The sequence below is a fragment of the Bacillus sp. PPSBB_2 genome (assembly GCF_045291115.1).
Lineage (GTDB): Bacteria > Bacillota > Bacilli > Bacillales > Bacillaceae_G > Bacillus_A > Bacillus_A cereus.
In genome coordinates, this window is sequence record NZ_CP147983.1 from 5444041 (window position 1) to 5462459 (window position 18419).

Consider the following 18419-nt stretch of genomic DNA (forward strand, 5'->3'; position numbering starts at 1 on the left):
GACAAATTACAACAAAAAGATAAAATACTCACCAAAAACTTCAGCATATTTAGAAAAAATGTTTGAATATAAAAAGGGTCGCTTTTAAAATGGAAAGTACTAGTCATTTTGATAGATAGGGGCGTACACAAGTGCTATTACAATATTTAACAATCAAAGACTACGGCGAACACGAAATCGTCATTCAAAAATCAAGATTTATTTGTTATATTAGCCGAGCAACGACTGAGGAAGAGGCTCAAGAATTTATACAAAAAATAAAAAAACAACATTGGAATGCAACACATAATTGTTCCGCTTATTTAATTGGCGAACAAGATCATATTCAAAAAGCAAATGATGACGGTGAGCCTAGCGGTACAGCTGGCGTACCAATGCTGGAAGTACTTAAAAAACGTGGACTAAAAGATACCGTCGTTGTCGTAACACGCTATTTTGGTGGCATTAAACTTGGTGCAGGTGGATTAATTCGTGCATATGGAAAGTGTACAAGCGAAGGCGTTAATCATGTCGGTGTTGTCCAGCGAAAACTAATGCGTGTGATGCAAACCGAGATTGATTACACATTACTTGGCAAAGTGGAAAATGAATTACGCAATTCAAAATATGCCATTAAAGATATACATTATCTAGAAAATGTCACATTTGATACGTATGTAGAAGAAGACGGCAAACAAGCATTTACAGATTGGATGATTGAATTAACAAACGGGAAATGTACAATTACAGAAGGAGATATGTTGTACTTGGAACAAGATGTTATCTAAGCATAACCAATTTATCACCTTCAAAGATTAATGTAGTGAATTACTTCCCTACAAATGAACTAACGAACTAAGGAGATTATATATGGAAGAACGTTATTATCATCTCCAAAATAGCAGAATAAAAAAGAAGCGAAGAAGGAAACTTTTCTTCTTCCTTATTTTCGCATTTTTATTTGGCAGCATAGGAGTTTATGTGTTAAATTCTTACTCTTCTCTTATGGGGATGTATAGTGGTTTTACTCGTGAAAAATCAGATTTAAGAAACAAAGATGTAGAAATTACAAAAGAACCTTTTACAATTCTCATTATGGGTATAGAAGATTATGCGACAGATGGTCAAAATGGTCGTACAGACTCATTAATGTTTGCAACAGTCAATCCAAAAACGCAAAAGATTTCACTTATGAGTATTCCTCGTGATTCTCGAGTTAAAATTGTTGGCAAAAATAAGGAAGACAAAATTAACGCTGCCCATGCTTACGGCGGAGAAGAAATGGCAATCAAAACTGTCGAATGCTTTCTAAAAGTTCCTGTAGACCATTATCTGAAAATTGATTTCCAAGGCTTTAAAGGTATCGTTGATGCTGTTGGCGGCGTTACCGTTGACGTACCCTTCGATTTCTGGGAGCGCTCTGACGTGGATTACTACAAAAAAATTCAGTTTAAGCAAGGACAGCAAAACTTAAACGGTGAAGAAGCACTTGCTTACGTCCGTATGCGAAAGCAAGATCCAAATGGCGATTATGGTCGAGCTGCTAGACAAAGACAATTACTGGCCGCTGTTGCTCATAAACTAAACTCCACCTCTACTGTATTTAAAATTAAAGATTTAACAGCTGTCGTTGGAAAATATATAAAAACCGACATTCCTATTTCAGACGGACTTGCTCTTTACAATAAACTTTCTGGATTTGATCCTTCTACAATGCAAACGTTAAAGCTTGAAGGCGAAGACAAAAAGATAGGCGGTATTTATTACTTCCTTCCAGATCCAATCAGTGTAGAAACGGTGCGTAACGAAATTGAAAAAGAATTAGGAGAAAAAGCAAAAAATCCAACTACAAAAAACAACTCAAATCCTGATTCAAGTTCTAACTCTAACGAACAAACAAAAAAAGAGACAAACCAAAATAAAACACCAACTGATCCGCCACCTTCTACAAATGCTCATGCAGAGTGGATTATGCGCAATCAGCCGTAAAAAAAAGGCCCAATCTATCCGATTGGGCCTTTTTTTATTTACTTATTAAAGTGTTGTAAAATCGCTTCTACAATACGCTCTGATGCACGACCATCACCGTAAGGGTTAGATGCTTTCGCCATCTTATCATGAGCTTCTTTATCTGATAACAACTCATCAGCAAGACCAAAGATTGTCTCTTCGTCTGTTCCTGCTAATTTCAGCGTACCTGCTTCAATACCTTCAGGGCGCTCTGTTGTATCACGAAGAACAAGAACTGGTACCCCAAGTGATGGAGCTTCTTCTTGTACACCACCAGAATCCGTTAACATTAAGTATGAACGAGCTGCAACATTGTGGAAATCAATTACATCTAGCGGCTCAATTAAATGAATACGGTTATGTTCACCTAAAATTTCATTTGCTATTTCACGAACAACAGGGTTCATATGAACAGGGTACACAACTTGTACATCTTCATGCTTATCAACAAGACGCTTAATTGCACGGAACATATTACGCATCGGTTCACCTAAGTTTTCACGGCGGTGAGCTGTCATAAGTACAAGACGATCATTTCCAAGTTTCTCTAGTACAGGATGACTATATGTTTCTTTTACAGTCGTTTGTAACGCGTCAATCGCTGTATTTCCTGTAATGAAAATACGTGACTCATCTTTATTTTCCTTCTGTAAGTTCGTTGCTGATTTTGCTGTTGGTGAGAAATGCAGATCCGCCATTACACCTGTTAATTGACGATTCATCTCTTCTGGGTATGGAGAATACTTATCCCACGTACGAAGGCCCGCCTCAACATGACCTACTGGAATTTGATTATAAAAAGCAGCTAAGCTTGCAATAAATGTTGTTGTTGTATCACCATGTACAAGTACAATATCCGGCTTCGCTTCTTTCATTACTTTATCCAAACCTTCTAAACCACGCGTTGTAACATCAATTAAAGTTTGGCGGTCTTTCATGATATTTAAATCGAAATCTGGCGTAATTCCAAAGATACTTAATACTTGATCTAACATTTGGCGATGCTGTGCTGTTACAGTCACAATCGATTCAATTTTTTCTGGGTGTTTTTGCAACTCTAATACAAGAGGTGCCATTTTAATTGCTTCTGGACGTGTCCCGAAAATTGTCATTACTTTTAAACGTTCAGTCATGTGATTGCCTCTTTTCTTTCACTAATTACAGCTTCTATTATGACATATAAAAATATGCATGAGTACATCCCTTTTTAACGCATAACAGAAACTTTTCTATTACAAATACTTTTTCTTCCTACCGAGTAATAATCTATCTTTTGTTTCTTAACATCTTCATCAGTATAACAATTTCTCCCATCAAATAAAATAGGCTCCCTCATAAGTTGTACGTACTTTTCTAACGGATAAGTTTGAATATCTTCCCATTCTGTTACGATAAAAACCGCACTCGCATCTCTAATCGATTCATCTATACATCTACTATATTGTATAGCATCTCCAAATATATTTTTCACATATTGAATTGCTTTTGGGTCGTAAAGAACAATTTCTGCACCTATATTAAGTAATGCTTCTATTATAATAAGAGATGATGCCTCTCTAATATCATCCGTATTCGGTTTAAAGGATGCGCCAAGAACTGCAATCCGCTTTTTACTCATGTTCATAACTTTTTTCGCTTTTTCAATCAATAGCAGCTGTTGCTTATTATTTACTTCAATAACCGCTTTTAACAAACGAAAATCATGAGCAACATTTCCCGCAATTTGCACCAGCGCTTTCGTATCTTTCGGAAAACACGACCCTCCGTAGCCAATGCCCGCATTTAAAAAAGATGCGCCAATTCTCTTATCCATTCCCATCCCTTTGGCAACATCTAATACATTCGCGCCTACCTTCTCACATATATTTGAAATTTCATTAATGAAACTAATCTTTGTAGCTAAAAAGGCATTCGACGCGTATTTAATCATCTCTGCACTTTTAATATCTGTAACATACGTTTCTAAACATAATTCACTATACAAACTCTCTACTCTTCTTGCTACTTCCTCACTGTCCGCTCCAATTACAATACGATCTCCATGAAAGAAATCATAAATACCTGAACCTTCACGCAAAAACTCTGGATTCGATACGATATGTACTGTATGCCTCCCTTTTAACTTCTCCTCAATCCATCCCTTCATTACATCATTTGTACCTACTGGAACTGTACTTTTCGTAACAACAATAATATCGTTCGTCGCATATAATCCAATATCGTTACAAGCACTCTGAATATACGTTAAATCTGCCGTCCCATCTAATAAAGGTGGTGTTCCAACTGCAATAAATATAAACTCTACATCATCAAATGCCTCTTCTTTATTTGATGTAAAAATTAAAGCATTATTCTCATATGCATAATTTATTAATTCATGTAATCTAACCTCATAAATAGGTAAATCCCCTTGTTTTATCCGTTCAATTTTTTCATCATCTATATCAAAACATGTAACTGAATACCCTAATTTTGCCAATCCCACTCCTGTAATCAATCCAACATATCCAGTACCTACTATCGTAATTTTCATTTCCTTTTCGCACAGGAATTTACAATAGAAAAGATATGAAATATAGAACTCTCCCTGCGCTTCCCCCTCTCATATTAAAAATGTGAAAACCCTTTTCCTTCTTCATTATATGAATTACTTCCCTTACTTTTTTTAAAGTTTTTGTAAAATTAAATGTACTATAAAGTAAAACTTAATTAGTAAAAATGAGGCTGCCAGTTCACGCGTGATAAATTCCCACATTTTAACACGAGACTTACTTATTTCTACGTGCAACACTTATAATACTGAAATAAAAGTATTCACTATCGAAGAAAAAGAGGAAATGTCACATTCCAAGGTTCAGTACGATTAACCTTCTCATATGATTCAACATTCTATATACAATTGTCATATATTCTATTCGCTTCCATTAACCGTAAAAAGAAAAAAAGATTGAATTCTAATCTTTTTGTGATACCATATGTTATGAGCCTGTAAATAAACATCATAATTTTCAGATAAATATATTTTCAAAAAAAAAATTACGTTAGACTATAAAGGGTGGGGTATTAATGGACTCACAAGTGATTTATGCCATTTTGGCATCTTTCATCACTGTACTTGTCGTTACTCCTTTAGTTATTAAATTAGCTTTTAAAATAGGAGCGACAGATAAGCCAAACGCACGTAAAGTGCACCAAAAGATTATGCCACGTCTTGGCGGGTTAGCAATATTTATTGGTGTAGCTGTAGGATTTGTTGTCGGCGGCTTATATGAGCAAAGAATGTTATCGATAACGCTAGGTGCAATTATCATTGTAATCATCGGAATTTTAGATGATATGTACGAGTTATCTGCGAGAGTAAAATTCGGTGGACAACTGTTAGTTGCCATTATGATTGTAAAAAGTGGATTATTAGTGCAAGTATTATATATCCCATTCTTTGGGGATACTGAACTTGGATGGCTTGCTTATCCAATTACAGTATTTTGGCTTGTAGGTATTACGAATGCAATCAACTTAATTGACGGCTTAGATGGATTATCTGCTGGGATTTCATCTATCGTACTTGCAACGCTAGCATATATGGCCTTTACTAGCCCATGGGGTACTGGAACAGCTATTATCTTGCCACTCGCATTAATTATATTAGCAAGTACAATTGGATTTTTATTCTACAACTTCCATCCAGCAAAAATTTTCATGGGAGATACAGGAGCACTATTTTTAGGATACTGTATTTCTGTTATATCGTTACTTGGATTATACAAAAGTGTAACGTTATTCAGTTTTATCGTTCCAATTATCATTTTAGGTGTACCTATATTTGATACGATATTTGCAATCATCCGTCGTATCGTAAATAAAAAACCTATTTCAGCACCAGATAAATCGCATTTACATCACCGCTTACTTGCAATGGGATTCTCTCATCGCAAAACGGTACTAATTATATACGCATTCGGTATTTTCTTTAGTGTAAATGCCATTATTTTTACTACTGCAACGTTATGGTTATCCATTATTCTTCTTTTCGCTTTGATTTTCTTCACAGAAATCATCGCTGAAATAATCGGGCTTGTACATGAACGCTACAAACCAATCATTTCCTTTTATAAAAAAGTGAAAAAACGCGAAGACTAATTGTAGTATAGCCTTTTCAATTATGAAATATTCAAATAGCATCCTCTTTCTTATAAGAGGATGCTATTTTTTATTCTCATTTTATATTTCCAAAATATAGATTGTTTGAGAGTTCCTCTATTGGAGAAAGATATACATAATAAGAAAAGTATCAAGTTTTCTTTTTTACATCTTGATTGTCAAACTGAGGGTGAATGTTATGATCAAGCGAGTATTTCAATGTATTATTTTATTTTTAACGATTACTATGTACGTATCATCTAATACTGAAGCAACAACTGTTATTCCTGCTGAATATCATCCAAATACTGAAACAACTTCTCCTACACAAAAAATTGCGTACTTAACATTTGATGACGGACCAAACAAATATACTACACAAATTTTAAACATCTTAAAAGAAAAGAACGGAAAAGCAACTTTCTTTGTTATTGGTGGAAAAGTACCACATTATAAAAAGACAATGCAACGATTAATTAAAGACGGACATTATATCGGACTTCACAGTATGTCACATGATGTAAAACGCCTTTACACTGGTGACCCTTCCACTTTAATTGCAGAAATGGAGCAAACACAAAGCATTGTCCAGCAAGTTACGAAATTAAATACACATCTCGTTCGCGTTCCATATGGTAGTATGCCTTACTTAAAAAAGAATTACCGTGACGCACTTGTATCGGCCCAGTATAAAATGTGGGATTGGACGATCGATACATACGACTGGAAAAGCTATGACAATCCTTCTGCCATACTCGAAAGAGTACGTAATCAAAGTGATGAACAAGTCGAAGTCATTTTAATGCATGATTCGAGTGTAACCGTACAAATACTGCCAAAAGTAATTGATTATTTACAGTCACAAGGATACAAACTTCTTCCCTATAATCCTTCTTCTCATCTCAAGGTAAATTTTTGGAAAGACACAAGATTGTAACAGCTTTAGTGCCTATGTGCTAAAGCTGTTTTATTTTTCTCTTCCCACCCTTCCCATTTTTGTGTAAAATTTTAAATAGTGATGAAGTTTCGAGGTGAATAGAAATGAAACGAATAGATCTCATTTTTAACGCAATACAAAAAGGCAATTATACAGAAGGTGTAACCGCATCAGAACTCGCTACATTTCTGCAACTAGATCGCGCCAATGTAAGTAGCGATTTAAACAAACTTGTAAAAGATAAACGTTTATTAAAAACAAATACGCGACCTGTTCGTTTTTACATAGAAACGAACACTTCGTTGGAAACGCATTCAAAAGACATAACTTCATTGGATACATTTGCAATTGAAAATACGAGCCTTAAAATTGCAATTGAAAAAGCGAAAGCTTCTATTCTCTATCCTCCAAACGGTATGCATACTTTACTACTGGGAGAAACAGGGGTCGGAAAGTCTATGTTTGCTTCTTTAATGCACGAATATGCAATTGAAGTTGAACAGCTTCCCAAAGATGCACCATTTATCGTCTTTAACTGTGCTGATTATGCAAATAATCCACAGTTACTACTCGGGCAATTATTTGGGATTAAAAAAGGAGCTTATACAGGAGCAAGTGATCAAAAAGGGTTAATTGAAAAAGCACATGAAGGAATTCTTTTCTTAGATGAAGTACATCGCCTGCCTCCAGAGGGACAAGAAATGCTTTTCACCTTTATTGACCGCGGAGTATACCGCCGCCTTGGAGAAACAGAGAACGAACGTAAAGCACAAGTATTAATCATTACTGCAACAACAGAAGAACCAAATTCATTTTTATTAAAAACATTTACAAGACGTATACCGATGACTGTTACGCTGCCACCACTTCGTGAGCGTACACATAAAGAGCGCTTTGCTTTACTACAGCTATTTTTCACAAATGAAGCAATTCGTCTGCGAAAAGACATTCACGTTAGCCCAAATGCAATGCGTGCTTTCGTCTTTTACAATTGTCCCAATAACATCGGTCAATTAAAAACAGATGTTCAAATTGCCTGTGCGAAAGCCTATTCTGATTTGGTCACAAAGAAACGTGATTCTGTCTATGTTTCAAGTACAGATTTACCTTGGTATATGAAAGAAGGGTTGTTCATTGAAAGGAAGAGCCGTCACTTATACCAAATACCAAATGAAACATTTGTATTTACAGGTGAGGAAGGTTGGAGTAATCATAAAACAGAAGATGAAAAACGCTCTTCTATTTACGATTATATTGACTATAAATACGAAGAACTTCAAGCACGTGGTATTGAAGAGGAAGAATTAGAATTACTAATAGAAAATGATGTTCAAAGCTTTTTCGTACAATATTTTAACCAAATATCCAAAAAAACAAGCCATGAAAATGTTTTTAAAATTGTGGATCGTAATATCGTTTCCGTATGTGAAAAAATAGCGGAACTTGCTGAAAAGCATTTATCTAAGACGTTTGATGAAAAAGTATTTCTCGCTTTAAGTTTACATGTACAGACAACTCTACAACGTTTACAAAGCGGAAAACAAATACATCACCCACAATTAAATCAAATTCGTACGAAATATAAAGAAGCTTTTTCCGTAGCTATGCAATGCATTCAACTACTGGAGGAAGAATTAAAAATAACAATGCCTATTGATGAAGCTGGCTTTTTAACAATGTTCTTCGTTGTTGATCCAATTCCTGCCTCACAAACAGAAGTAAAAGTATTAATATTAGCACACGGTAATGGCATCGCAACTGAAATGGCAAACGTTGCAAACGAACTTCTCGGCATTGAGGAAGTAACCGGTATTGATATGCCGTTACACGAATCACCGAAAGATTTCTTGGAACGTGTGAAAGTGTATATGAAAACACTACAAAATGTAAATGGGCTTCTCTTACTTGTCGATATGGGGTCACTTGCTTATATCGGTGACATATTAGAAACGGAGTTCAAAATCCCTGTACGTGTTCTCTCGATGACGAGCACACCACATGCACTAGAAGCAGCTCGAAAAGCTCAGCTCGGTTATTCATTAGATGCGCTGTATGAAACAGTAAAAAATTTAACACCGTTTTACTTAAACGTACAAGAAGAAAAGAAAAAACCTCTCTCTCCAATGAAATCTGTTATTTTAACAGCTTGTTTAACTGGTGAAGGAAGTGCTTTAGCTATTCAAAAAATGTTAGAGAACTATTTACGATTTGATAAAGACTTAATTGAAATTATTCCGATTAGTATCGTCCATGAAAAAGATTTAACGAAAATGATCGAGAACATAAAAAAAGAGCGTAATATCATTTGTATCGTCACGAATTTCGATGTGCAAGTGCCGTGCTTAACATATCATTTCCAAGACATCGTAAACTACACAGCGATTCAGCCCATTCAAGAATTAATTACGTATGAAGAAACATATGCAAAAATGGCGGATATTCTTGAACAACAAATGCAGCGTAACGATGGGGCATTACTTATTAAAACAATTCGTTACGCATTAAATACAATTCAAGAATTAATTTCCTTACAGCTAACTCCTGATAGCTTAATGGGGGTTATTCTGCATATGAGCTGTATGGTTGACCGTCTTCAAAAAGGAGAAAGCCTTCTTCCTCACCCTGATAAAGAGAAAAGAAGACAAGATGAATACTGGATGTATATGAAAGTAAAAAAAGCATTGCAACCGATTGAAAATACATTTGAAATACAAATACCTGATGACGAAGTATTTTACGTTATGGACTTCTTTATTAAAAATCAGCCTGTTAAAAATTAATTGAGGCCGTTTTTAAAAATATCGACCGTAACGTGAGTTATATCGGCGATTTTCAAAACATATCGATTTACCGACAATAATCGCTAAAACTAGCACCTTATATAATGAGAAAAGGCTGTTCCAACATATGGACAGCCTTTTCCTCTACTTCTTTACTTTTCTAACTCGCCCTCTTATTTCTCCTCTTTTTTGTGATTTCGTATGAACATTAACATATACATTTGCTTGAATAATTTCTTGAAGTAAATGTACAAATGATTTCCCTTGTAAAGGTCCCTCAAAATCCTCTACATTCACTACACCAGTAATACTTCCCTCGTTCAAACTAATCCCTTGCTCCAGTGGACCATACAAATATAAAACAACAGGACCAATTTGAGTAGACTTCCCTAAATGAATTTGACACGATGTAACCTTTTCTATATTTTTTAGTATTACTCTGTAATGCAATTTCGTTAAATCATCACTAAAAATAAACTCTGCTACCCCAAAAGCTTCTGTATTTACAGGAGGCACTTCCCTCTTACCTGTTAACCTGGCAAAGAAATGTGTTGTCATAAGGCATTCTCCTTATATAAATTTCCCAGCACTACTTCTACTACTTTATGGTTTAGACATAATCATTTATGACTTTTTCAATTTTAATTACAAAGAAAAGATTCACAAAATCTTTACATTAAAATCGTTCCTGTAGATTGAAAGTCTCTTGTATAATGCACATAGAAAAACATTATAGGAGGTTATTTTGAAAAAAAACAAACACATCTTTCACACATTATTAGAGATTTTTCTCGTCTCATTTAAATTAGGACTTACTTCATTCGGCGGTCCTGTCGCTCATCTCGGCTATTTTCACCACGAATACGTGCAAAAAAGAAAATGGATGGATGAACGAAGCTATGGAGATTTAGTAGCGCTATGTCAATTCCTTCCTGGTCCTGCCAGCAGTCAAGTCGGTATGGGGGTTGGATTATTAAGAGGCGGACTATTAGGAGCTATTATTTCATGGATTGGATTCACTTTACCGTCTGTACTTGTTTTGGTTTTCTTCGCCTCATTCCTTAATCAGTTCGATCTTGGAAGTGCTGGCTGGATTCATGGACTAAAACTTGTAGCAGTAGCTATTGTCGCTCATGCCATATGGGGAATGGCGCGAAAGTTAACTCCAGATCGCAACCGTGCGACGATTGCGATTGTAACTGCCGCAATTGCCTTATTATGGCCAAGTAGTTGGACACAAGTCATCCTTATTATAATATGTGGCTTTATCGGCTGGTTTTTATATCGCAACCAACCAATTAGCCAATCACAAAATATAAAAGTACCTATTTCAAAAAAGATAGCAGTTTCTTGTCTCGTCTTATTCTTTGGACTATTACTGCTGCTACCGATATTAAGACCGTTTTCTTATTACATCGCTTTATTTGATAGTTTCTATCGCTCTGGCGCACTTGTATTTGGAGGAGGACACGTCGTGCTGCCCCTTCTTGAAGGTGAGTTCGTACAAAACGGAATGATGACGAAAGAACAGTTCCTAGCTGGATACGGATTAACACAAGCAGTACCAGGACCACTATTTACATTCGCCTCTTATATAGGAGCAGTATTAAACGGGACGCTTGGGGCAACACTCGCAACAATTGCGATTTTCCTCCCTGCTTTCTTACTCGTTATTGGTGTTTTACCATTTTGGAACAGTGTGAGAAAAATATCATTCATACAAGGCGCACTACTTGGTGTTAACGCCGCAGTTGTTGGTATTTTAATTGCCGCTTTTTACGATCCTATTTGGACGAGTACAGTTATACATGCTTCAGATTTCGTTTTCGCTTCGCTTCTTTTTTGCTTACTAGCTTTTTGGAAAACACCACCTTGGGTTATCGTTATACTGGGAGCCTTTGGCGGATATATTCTGTCCATTTTATAAATAGAAAAAACGACGGCATGATGTAGCCGTCGTTTTTTCTATTAAAACTTCACAAGCTCTATGCCTTCTGGCAACTCACTCTCTGTTAAAATACGCAATTCCTTCACACGATCCATTACGTAAGAAGAACGCTTCACAAGCTCTGGATCAATATAAGCTGGATGAACCATAATTTCTACCGTTTGTTCACCTTGTACTCTTTCTTTTAACTTCACAAAGTAATCTTCCGTCACACCATCCGCATAAAAGTCACTGTAAAACACATCAGAAAATGGATGCACCGCTCTATCTTCCTCACAACGACGAATCGGAACATTATATTTAGCCGCTAATCTCTCAAGAACATCATGTAAAATCGGTAAACCATGCACATGATGATGACTATCTAAATGAGTTGGTGTTAATCCGTAAGATAAAAACTTCTCAATTTGAGCAGTCCATTCTCTCTCAACTTCTTCTGGATTTATATTCCCTTCCCTTACAACACTTTGTTTATGAAACGACCCGTTTGCCCCTATGAGTGACGGTACATCCTTTAACAGTGGTTCTCCTGCCGTTAATACGAGATGTACGCCTACTCCGAGTAGGTTATACTCTTTCGCTAAGTGTACCGCATGCTCTGTTCCTGGCATATTCATCATCATCGTCGTTGAATTTACAAGTCCATTTATATGCCCATCAATAATGCCGTAATTTGTACCTTCTGTAAGACCGAAATCATCTGCATTTACAATTAACTTAATCATCATAATACCTCCTAATAGAATAAAAAAAGCGGGCTAAATAGCGCCGCTTTTACTTCTCTACCTTTTTAAAGAACTGTGGAAGATACTCTTTATGTGCTTCCAACATTTCATCTAAAATTTGTTTTGCAACTTTATCTGATGGTACAAGTGGATTGATTGTCATAGCAAGCAGCGCCTTATGATAATCCCCTGTAACAGCAGCTTCAATTGTTGTGCGCTCGAATGATTTAATTTGTTGTACTAAACCGCGAACTGGTACTGGAAGGTCTCCAACTGCAATTGGTTTTGGGCCTTCTTTCGTAATAATACAGTTCACTTCAACAGCTGAATCATGTGGTAAGCTTGCAATTGTTCCGTTGTTTCGTGTATTAACAGGCTGGATATCACCTTTATTATTGTAAATAGACGTAATTAAGCTACATGCTGCATCACTATAATAAGCTCCGCCACGTTTTTCTAATTGTGGTGGTTTAATATCTAAGTTCGGGTCTTTATATAACTCAAATAAATCATTTTCTAATTGTTTTACTACTTCTGCACGTGTACCTTTTTCAACAGAAGCTTCTTTCTCTTCTTCTAACATTTCACGTGTTTTGTAGTAATAACGATGGTATGGACATGGAATCGCACGAAGTCCTCGAATAAAGTCTGGCTCCCAGTTAAGCGCTGCGATATTTTCCATCGTAATTTGTTTTTCTGGATCTGTCACAAGCTCTAACACACGGTCCATTACACTTACACCATCTAAGTATACATCTAGTCCGTATACCATATGATTTAAACCTGCGAAATCAACGTGAACACGACTCGCATCTACTTCAAGTAATCTTGCAAGACCCATACGAATTCCGATTGGAACGTTACATAGACCAACTACTCTTTGAATATTTGTATAACGAAGGACAGCCTCTGTTACCATACCAGCTGGATTTGCAAAGTTAATTAACCATGCATTCGGACAGAGCTCCTCCATATCCTTACAAATATCTAAAATAACAGGAATCGTTCTCAACGCTTTGAATAAACCACCAGGACCATTCGTTTCCTGACCGATTACATCATACTTTAACGGAATTGCTTCATCTTTTGCACGTGCTTCTAATAAACCAACGCGAAGTTGTGTTGTTACGAAGTCAGCATCTTTTAATGCTTCACGGCGATCAAGTGTTAAATGTACCTCGATTGGTAAGCCTGATTTTTTCACCATACGTTTCGCTAAGTTACCAACGATTTCTAACTTTTCTTTTCCTGCCTCAATATCTACTAACCAAATTTCACGAACAGGAAGCTCATCATAACGCTTAATAAATCCTTCAATTAACTCTGGTGTATAACTAGATCCACCGCCGATTGTAGCAATTTTAATTCCAGTCATGCTTTATTCCCCTTTCGCTTCAAGCTTTTTATAAAGATCGATAAACTCTGCTGCTAATTCTTTCACTGTAATCGCATTCATTAAATGATCTTGTGCGTGAATTAAAAGAACACTAACCTCTGTTTTTTCTCCTCTTGCTTCTGATTGTATGAGCTCTGTTTGGAAATGATGCGCTTCATTAATCGCTTCTTTTGCCTTTACCATCGCTTCATCTGCTTCTGCCATTTTCCCCTGTTTGGCAAATTGAAGTGCCTCCATCGCAAAGCTTCGTGCGTTACCACTATTTAAAATCAATTGGAATGGAATTTGTTCTGTTGTAGTCATCATAATTACCGCCCTCTCTATAAGGTTCAACCGATTTAAATACCCCTTCAGTTTGAACATGTCTATTAAAGTATGAATTTATTAATGATAGTTTAGTGTTCATATAGATGTTTTTCATCTTTTTGAACATGATATAAAGGTAATTATTCTGACGAGCTATAAGAACTCGCCAGAATAATATTTTTTAAAGTGATACTGAATTGTCGCTTCCTTTTGTTTCAGCTTTTGCAGCCTGTACATAAGTACGGTCACACATTAATACGAATGGATAGTAAATTACTACCGCGATTGCAAAGTTTACCACTTGTAGTGCTGCACCAGCGATGCTTCCGCCCGCTACAAGATAACCACTAAAGATTGGTGGCATTGTCCAAGGAACTAAAGCAACTGTTTTTGGTACCCACCCTAAAGAAATCGCTGTATAAGAAGTAATAACTAATACAACCGGTGTAAGTACGAATGGAATGATTAACGCTGGATTTAATACGATTGGTGTACCGAAAATAACTGGTTCGTTAATATTGAAGAAACCAGGACCGATAGATACGCGACCTACACCACGAAGTTGCGCACTTTTTGCAACAAGCATTACCGCTACTAAGAATGCTAATGTTGCACCTGATCCGCCGATGTATACGTATACATCAAAGAATGGCTTTGTGAAAATGTGCGGTACATCATATGCAGACATACCATCGTTAAATAATTTAATGTTCTTTTCTAGTGCTGGTAAATAAATTGGGTCGATAATACCACCGATAATATTAGGACCATGTAATCCGAAGAACCATAATACGTGAATAAGTAATGCGATAATAATTGCACTTGGTAACGTACCTGCTAAACCTTGTAATGGTAATTGAATTGTTTCAAATACGATTTTATGAATACTTGTTCCCGCTAATTTCACAGCTAACTGAATACTTGCTGTTACGATTAAAATAACGAATGCTGGAACTAATGCTGCGAATGATTTCATTACTGCTGGTGGAACACCATCTGGCATCTTAATTGTAATATCCCTTTGAACAAAGAACCTGAATACCTCGGTTACAAGAAGAGCTACAATGATAGAAACGAATAAACCTTGTGATCCTGTCCAAGCTAAATCAATACCGCCTTCTTTTGGCGTTGTCGGAGATATAATAATTAATGCACCGAATGTAATAATTGCTGCTGACAACGCGTCTACACCGTAAGATTTCGCTAAATTATAACTTATCCCAACTGCGGCTATGAGGGCTAATATTGCAAAGGACCCTGTCCACATACCACCGCCGATATCTTTCCAAACATCCCCAAATGCACCCTTCATAAGTTTTTGGAATGCATCAACTGGTAGATTATTTATAAGTACTGCAAATGATCCAACTAAGATAAGAGGCATAACTGCGATAAATCCATCACGGATCGCAACTAAGTGACGCTGCGATCCGATTCTTCCTGCGACTGGAACTAAATATTTCTCCATAAATGCAATAAACTTTTGCATTTCGCTTCCCCCCTAATTATTTTTTAAGTGTTAATGCGTGATCTAAAACTGCTTCTCCATTCATCATGCCGTAGTGCATTGGATTGATAACGTCGATTCCAACGTTTCTCTCATCAGCAAGCGTTTTCATTGAAGAAAGCATGTAACGAACTTGTGGTCCTAGTAATAATACATCTGCTTGATCGATATTCGTTTTTACTGCATCCCCAGATACAGCCCAAATCTTGCCTTCTAAACCGCGAGCTTTTGCAGCCGCTTCCATTTTTGTAACTAGTAAACTTGTAGACATCCCTGCTGAGCAACATAATAAAATATTCATTTGAAAATCCCCCTTGTGTAGTATAAAAAATTTATGTTTTATTTATTTTTCTTTACGCTATTTATTAATGCAATTAGCGTGCCAACTTTTTAAAACCACTAAAATCAGCACTTTTTCGACTATTTTCTTTGTGTGTTAACGCTTTCAATTAGTGTGTCGTCCAAAAAACACACAGTGTGTTATAAAACAACACGCTTTTAACACATAACTGTATGAAAATAGATTAGTGTTTAGTTGTCTAGTTATGTTTAATATGAAAAAACACTAAAAAAACTTTTTTATCGTAGGAATCTAGTAAAAAACAACATTTTCTTGGGCTCAGTCTTCTATCTATTCTATTGTCCAAGCAAACTCTACTAGATTACATAAAATAAAATAGAATAAAATAACACAATTCGAAAGGGGATTCCTATGCCAAAACATAGAAAACAAAGCAAAATAAAGATTTATAGAATAACAAGCTATAAAAAAGACAAGCGTTCTGAATTAGACTCTGACAAATTTGAACTAGAACAGCAGGACAAGCATGATATACAAGACAAACAGGACAAACAGGATGAGCAGAATAAGCAAGATAAGCAAGTACAATCGGAAAATGTAACTATAGTACCTACAGATTCACACAGCTTAGATGTGTGGGATGAAATTTCTCTAAAGGAAATACACGCTGGTGAACATACGAGCCTATTTGAAGAAAAGAGTAATTATCAAAATATTAATTTAGTCCAAGTAAACGATGTTCGCTTATACTTGGACAAGCAACTACAATTCAGTTCCGTTGATGAGCAAATTTATCATGAAGCACTTGTACATCCGATTATGGCAAAAGTAATTGATCCAAAACGTGTTCTCATATTAGGTGGTGGCGATGGCCTTGCCTTACGAGAAGTTTTGAAATATGAAACTGTGCTACATGTAGACCTTGTTGATTTAGACGAGGCAATGATTAATATGGCACGTAATGTTCCAGAAATAGTATCTTTAAACAAAAATGCTTTTTTTGATAATCGTGTGAACGTGCACGTATGCGATGCAAAAGAATTTCTAAATTCACCTTCATCTTTATACGATGTAATCATTATTGATTTTCCAGACCCAGCGACAGAATTATTAAGTACTTTATATACAAGCGAACTATTTGCTCGTATAGCTACATTCTTAACAGAAGATGGTGCTTTCGTCTGTCAATCTAATTCACCTGCTGATGCACCTCTAGTATATTGGAGTATCGGTAATACAATTGAACACGCTGGATTAACTGTGAAGAGTTATCATACAATCGTTCCTTCTTTCGGATCTGACTGGGGATTTCATCTTGCTACTAATTCTGCACATGTACTCGATCAAATTGAACAATTATATGTAGTACCAACTCCTCGAACATTGCCTGCTCTTCTTTTTCCTTTATTTCAATTTAAAGAAGAACATTTAGAACAACGTAACCTCGCTCTTTTAAATTCAGAATCAAATCTTATCTTACATCAATGCTACAAACAGGAAATGAAGTTTTGACAATATTATAATAAGGAGTGCTACCCTATGGAATATTCTACTTTTGGCAAGCATATAATAGTAGATTTGTGGGGAGTGGACTTTTCCCTATTAGATGATATGCAATTTTTAGAATATCATCTAGTTACAGCTGCAGATTACTCTGGTGCCCATGTTTTAAACGTAAGTAAAAAAGAGTTCCAGCCATATGGTGTTACTGTATTAGTGTTATTATCAGAAAGCCATCTTTCCATTCACACTTACCCGGAACAAAATTTTGCAGCTATTGACTGTTATACTTGCGGTACAACCGTTGAACCACAAATATCGATTGATTATATCGTAAATATATTAAAACCGGAGCGGATGCATATAAAAAGATTAATTCGTGGTATAGGAGAAATTGTTACTGCCGATTAATTATAACTCTTACTCATCCGAAAAAAGGAGGATTGTAAAATACCATCAGTGGGATGAACATTTCGCTGATGGTACAGGCACATACATAAAATGAAATTTTAATTAGTGGGTGTTTTACTGCCCGTTAATTCAAGATAAAAAAACCTTGCATAAGCAAGGTTCATTCATCCACCGACATCTTCCTATATAACTCTACAAACTCACTCGCTAATTCTTTCACCGTAATTGCATTCATTAAATGATCTTGCGCGTGTACCATTAAAAGAGTAACTTCGGTCTTTTCGCCACCAGCTTCTTTCTGGATAAGCTCCGTTTGTACACGGTGCGCCTCTTTTAATTCCTCTAGTGCTTCTTGTAATTTAGCTTCAGCTTCTGTAAACTCCCCACGCTTCGCACAATCAATTGCTTCCATTGAACAACTTCTCGCGTTTCCCCCATGCAAGATTAAATGAAAAGCTTTCGTCTCTATCGTATCCATT

Annotated in this window: 17 protein-coding genes; 8 read left to right on the top strand and 9 right to left on the bottom strand. The window is 36.1% G+C overall.

Annotated features, from left to right (window positions below):
* The first annotated feature begins 131 nt into the window (after positions 1–131).
* Both V6946_RS27800 and V6946_RS27805 read left to right on the top strand, forming a co-directional pair.
* The gene (locus V6946_RS27800; RefSeq protein ID WP_000926672.1) at positions 132–767 is read left to right on the top strand and encodes a YigZ family protein; all 636 of its coding nucleotides are present in this window, start codon (positions 132–134) and stop codon (positions 765–767) included.
* Between the two features lie 82 nt (positions 768–849).
* Positions 850–1968 carry an LCP family protein gene (locus V6946_RS27805; protein ID WP_366981934.1) on the top strand — a complete coding sequence of 373 codons (1119 nt, stop codon included), beginning with the start codon at positions 850–852 and terminating at the stop codon, positions 1966–1968.
* A 38-nt stretch (positions 1969–2006) separates the two neighbouring features.
* Here the strand turns inward: V6946_RS27805 and wecB are convergent, their stop codons facing one another.
* Both wecB and V6946_RS27815 read right to left on the bottom strand, forming a co-directional pair.
* Positions 2007–3122: a non-hydrolyzing UDP-N-acetylglucosamine 2-epimerase gene (gene wecB, locus V6946_RS27810; protein ID WP_000140145.1), complete on the bottom strand. Its 1116-nt coding sequence runs from the start codon at positions 3120–3122 to the stop codon at positions 2007–2009.
* Positions 3123–3196: 74 nt separating this feature from the next.
* Positions 3197–4522, bottom strand: coding sequence for a UDP-glucose/GDP-mannose dehydrogenase family protein (locus V6946_RS27815; RefSeq protein WP_006917643.1), 1326 nt, complete (start codon positions 4520–4522; stop codon positions 3197–3199).
* A 533-nt stretch (positions 4523–5055) separates the two neighbouring features.
* On the opposite strand from V6946_RS27815, the gene V6946_RS27820 reads away from it, so the two are divergent.
* The 3 genes from V6946_RS27820 (at position 5056) to V6946_RS27830 (ending at position 9846) form a co-directional block, all read left to right on the top strand.
* Complete coding sequence (locus tag V6946_RS27820) at positions 5056–6129, top strand: glycosyltransferase family 4 protein (protein WP_006917642.1); 1074 nt, start codon at positions 5056–5058, stop codon at positions 6127–6129.
* A gap of 199 nt (positions 6130–6328) precedes the next feature.
* Positions 6329–7066 carry a polysaccharide deacetylase family protein gene (locus V6946_RS27825; RefSeq protein WP_000597149.1) on the top strand — a complete coding sequence of 246 codons (738 nt, stop codon included), beginning with the start codon at positions 6329–6331 and terminating at the stop codon, positions 7064–7066.
* A 104-nt stretch (positions 7067–7170) separates the two neighbouring features.
* Positions 7171–9846: a sigma-54-dependent transcriptional regulator gene (locus V6946_RS27830; protein WP_197323705.1), complete on the top strand. Its 2676-nt coding sequence runs from the start codon at positions 7171–7173 to the stop codon at positions 9844–9846.
* A gap of 144 nt (positions 9847–9990) precedes the next feature.
* Here the strand turns inward: V6946_RS27830 and exsM are convergent, their stop codons facing one another.
* Complete coding sequence (exsM, locus tag V6946_RS27835; protein ID WP_000207046.1) at positions 9991–10404, bottom strand: exosporium regulatory protein ExsM; 414 nt, start codon at positions 10402–10404, stop codon at positions 9991–9993.
* 187 nt (positions 10405–10591) lie between these two features.
* On the opposite strand from exsM, the gene V6946_RS27840 reads away from it, so the two are divergent.
* Positions 10592–11773: a chromate transporter gene (locus tag V6946_RS27840; protein ID WP_006917638.1), complete on the top strand. Its 1182-nt coding sequence runs from the start codon at positions 10592–10594 to the stop codon at positions 11771–11773.
* A gap of 41 nt (positions 11774–11814) precedes the next feature.
* Here the strand turns inward: V6946_RS27840 and chbG are convergent, their stop codons facing one another.
* The 5 genes from chbG to V6946_RS27865 all read right to left on the bottom strand — a co-directional run bounded on the left by chbG (position 11815) and on the right by V6946_RS27865 (position 16029).
* Complete coding sequence (chbG, locus tag V6946_RS27845; RefSeq protein ID WP_033691840.1) at positions 11815–12519, bottom strand: chitin disaccharide deacetylase; 705 nt, start codon at positions 12517–12519, stop codon at positions 11815–11817.
* Between the two features lie 49 nt (positions 12520–12568).
* Positions 12569–13894 carry a 6-phospho-beta-glucosidase gene (gene celF / locus V6946_RS27850; protein WP_000145762.1) on the bottom strand — a complete coding sequence of 442 codons (1326 nt, stop codon included), beginning with the start codon at positions 13892–13894 and terminating at the stop codon, positions 12569–12571.
* A 3-nt stretch (positions 13895–13897) separates the two neighbouring features.
* Positions 13898–14221 carry a PTS lactose/cellobiose transporter subunit IIA gene (locus V6946_RS27855; RefSeq protein WP_366981935.1) on the bottom strand — a complete coding sequence of 108 codons (324 nt, stop codon included), beginning with the start codon at positions 14219–14221 and terminating at the stop codon, positions 13898–13900.
* Between the two features lie 181 nt (positions 14222–14402).
* A complete protein-coding gene (gene celB, locus V6946_RS27860; protein ID WP_001168854.1) occupies positions 14403–15710 on the bottom strand; it encodes a PTS cellobiose transporter subunit IIC in 1308 nt (435 codons plus the stop codon).
* A gap of 16 nt (positions 15711–15726) precedes the next feature.
* Positions 15727–16029 (bottom strand): PTS sugar transporter subunit IIB, encoded by a 303-nt coding sequence (locus V6946_RS27865; protein WP_001023569.1) that lies wholly within the window; start codon positions 16027–16029, stop codon positions 15727–15729.
* A gap of 411 nt (positions 16030–16440) precedes the next feature.
* Here V6946_RS27865 and V6946_RS27870 point away from each other — a divergent pair, with 411 nt between their 5' ends.
* Positions 16441–17541: a polyamine aminopropyltransferase gene (locus tag V6946_RS27870; RefSeq protein ID WP_366981936.1), complete on the top strand. Its 1101-nt coding sequence runs from the start codon at positions 16441–16443 to the stop codon at positions 17539–17541.
* 27 nt (positions 17542–17568) lie between these two features.
* Entirely contained in the window at positions 17569–17940 is a 372-nt protein-coding gene (gene speD, locus V6946_RS27875; RefSeq protein ID WP_000456823.1) for an adenosylmethionine decarboxylase, read from the top strand.
* A gap of 160 nt (positions 17941–18100) precedes the next feature.
* On the opposite strand, the gene V6946_RS27880 is transcribed toward speD, so the two are convergent.
* Positions 18101–18418, bottom strand: coding sequence for a PTS lactose/cellobiose transporter subunit IIA (locus V6946_RS27880; protein ID WP_000379645.1), 318 nt, complete (start codon positions 18416–18418; stop codon positions 18101–18103).
* Between the last annotated feature and the right edge of the window lies 1 nt (position 18419).

Bases quoted from the DNA above. Each gene is read 5' to 3' on its own strand.
- V6946_RS27825 (WP_000597149.1), top strand. From the start codon at position 6,329: ATGATCAAGCGAGTATTTCAATGTATTATTTTATTTTTAACGATTACT.
- V6946_RS27855 (WP_366981935.1), bottom strand. From the start codon at position 14,221: ATGATGACTACAACAGAACAAATTCCATTCCAATTGATTTTAAATAGT.
- speD (WP_000456823.1), top strand. From the start codon at position 17,569: ATGGAATATTCTACTTTTGGCAAGCATATAATAGTAGATTTGTGGGGA.
- celF (WP_000145762.1), bottom strand. From the start codon at position 13,894: ATGACTGGAATTAAAATTGCTACAATCGGCGGTGGATCTAGTTATACA.
- chbG (WP_033691840.1), bottom strand. From the start codon at position 12,519: ATGATTAAGTTAATTGTAAATGCAGATGATTTCGGTCTTACAGAAGGT.
- V6946_RS27830 (WP_197323705.1), top strand. From the start codon at position 7,171: ATGAAACGAATAGATCTCATTTTTAACGCAATACAAAAAGGCAATTAT.
- exsM (WP_000207046.1), bottom strand. From the start codon at position 10,404: ATGACAACACATTTCTTTGCCAGGTTAACAGGTAAGAGGGAAGTGCCT.
- celB (WP_001168854.1), bottom strand. From the start codon at position 15,710: ATGCAAAAGTTTATTGCATTTATGGAGAAATATTTAGTTCCAGTCGCA.
- V6946_RS27820 (WP_006917642.1), top strand. From the start codon at position 5,056: ATGGACTCACAAGTGATTTATGCCATTTTGGCATCTTTCATCACTGTA.
- V6946_RS27805 (WP_366981934.1), top strand. From the start codon at position 850: ATGGAAGAACGTTATTATCATCTCCAAAATAGCAGAATAAAAAAGAAG.
- V6946_RS27865 (WP_001023569.1), bottom strand. From the start codon at position 16,029: ATGAATATTTTATTATGTTGCTCAGCAGGGATGTCTACAAGTTTACTA.
- V6946_RS27815 (WP_006917643.1), bottom strand. From the start codon at position 4,522: ATGAAAATTACGATAGTAGGTACTGGATATGTTGGATTGATTACAGGA.
- V6946_RS27870 (WP_366981936.1), top strand. From the start codon at position 16,441: ATGCCAAAACATAGAAAACAAAGCAAAATAAAGATTTATAGAATAACA.
- wecB (WP_000140145.1), bottom strand. From the start codon at position 3,122: ATGACTGAACGTTTAAAAGTAATGACAATTTTCGGGACACGTCCAGAA.
- V6946_RS27880 (WP_000379645.1), bottom strand. From the start codon at position 18,418: ATGGATACGATAGAGACGAAAGCTTTTCATTTAATCTTGCATGGGGGA.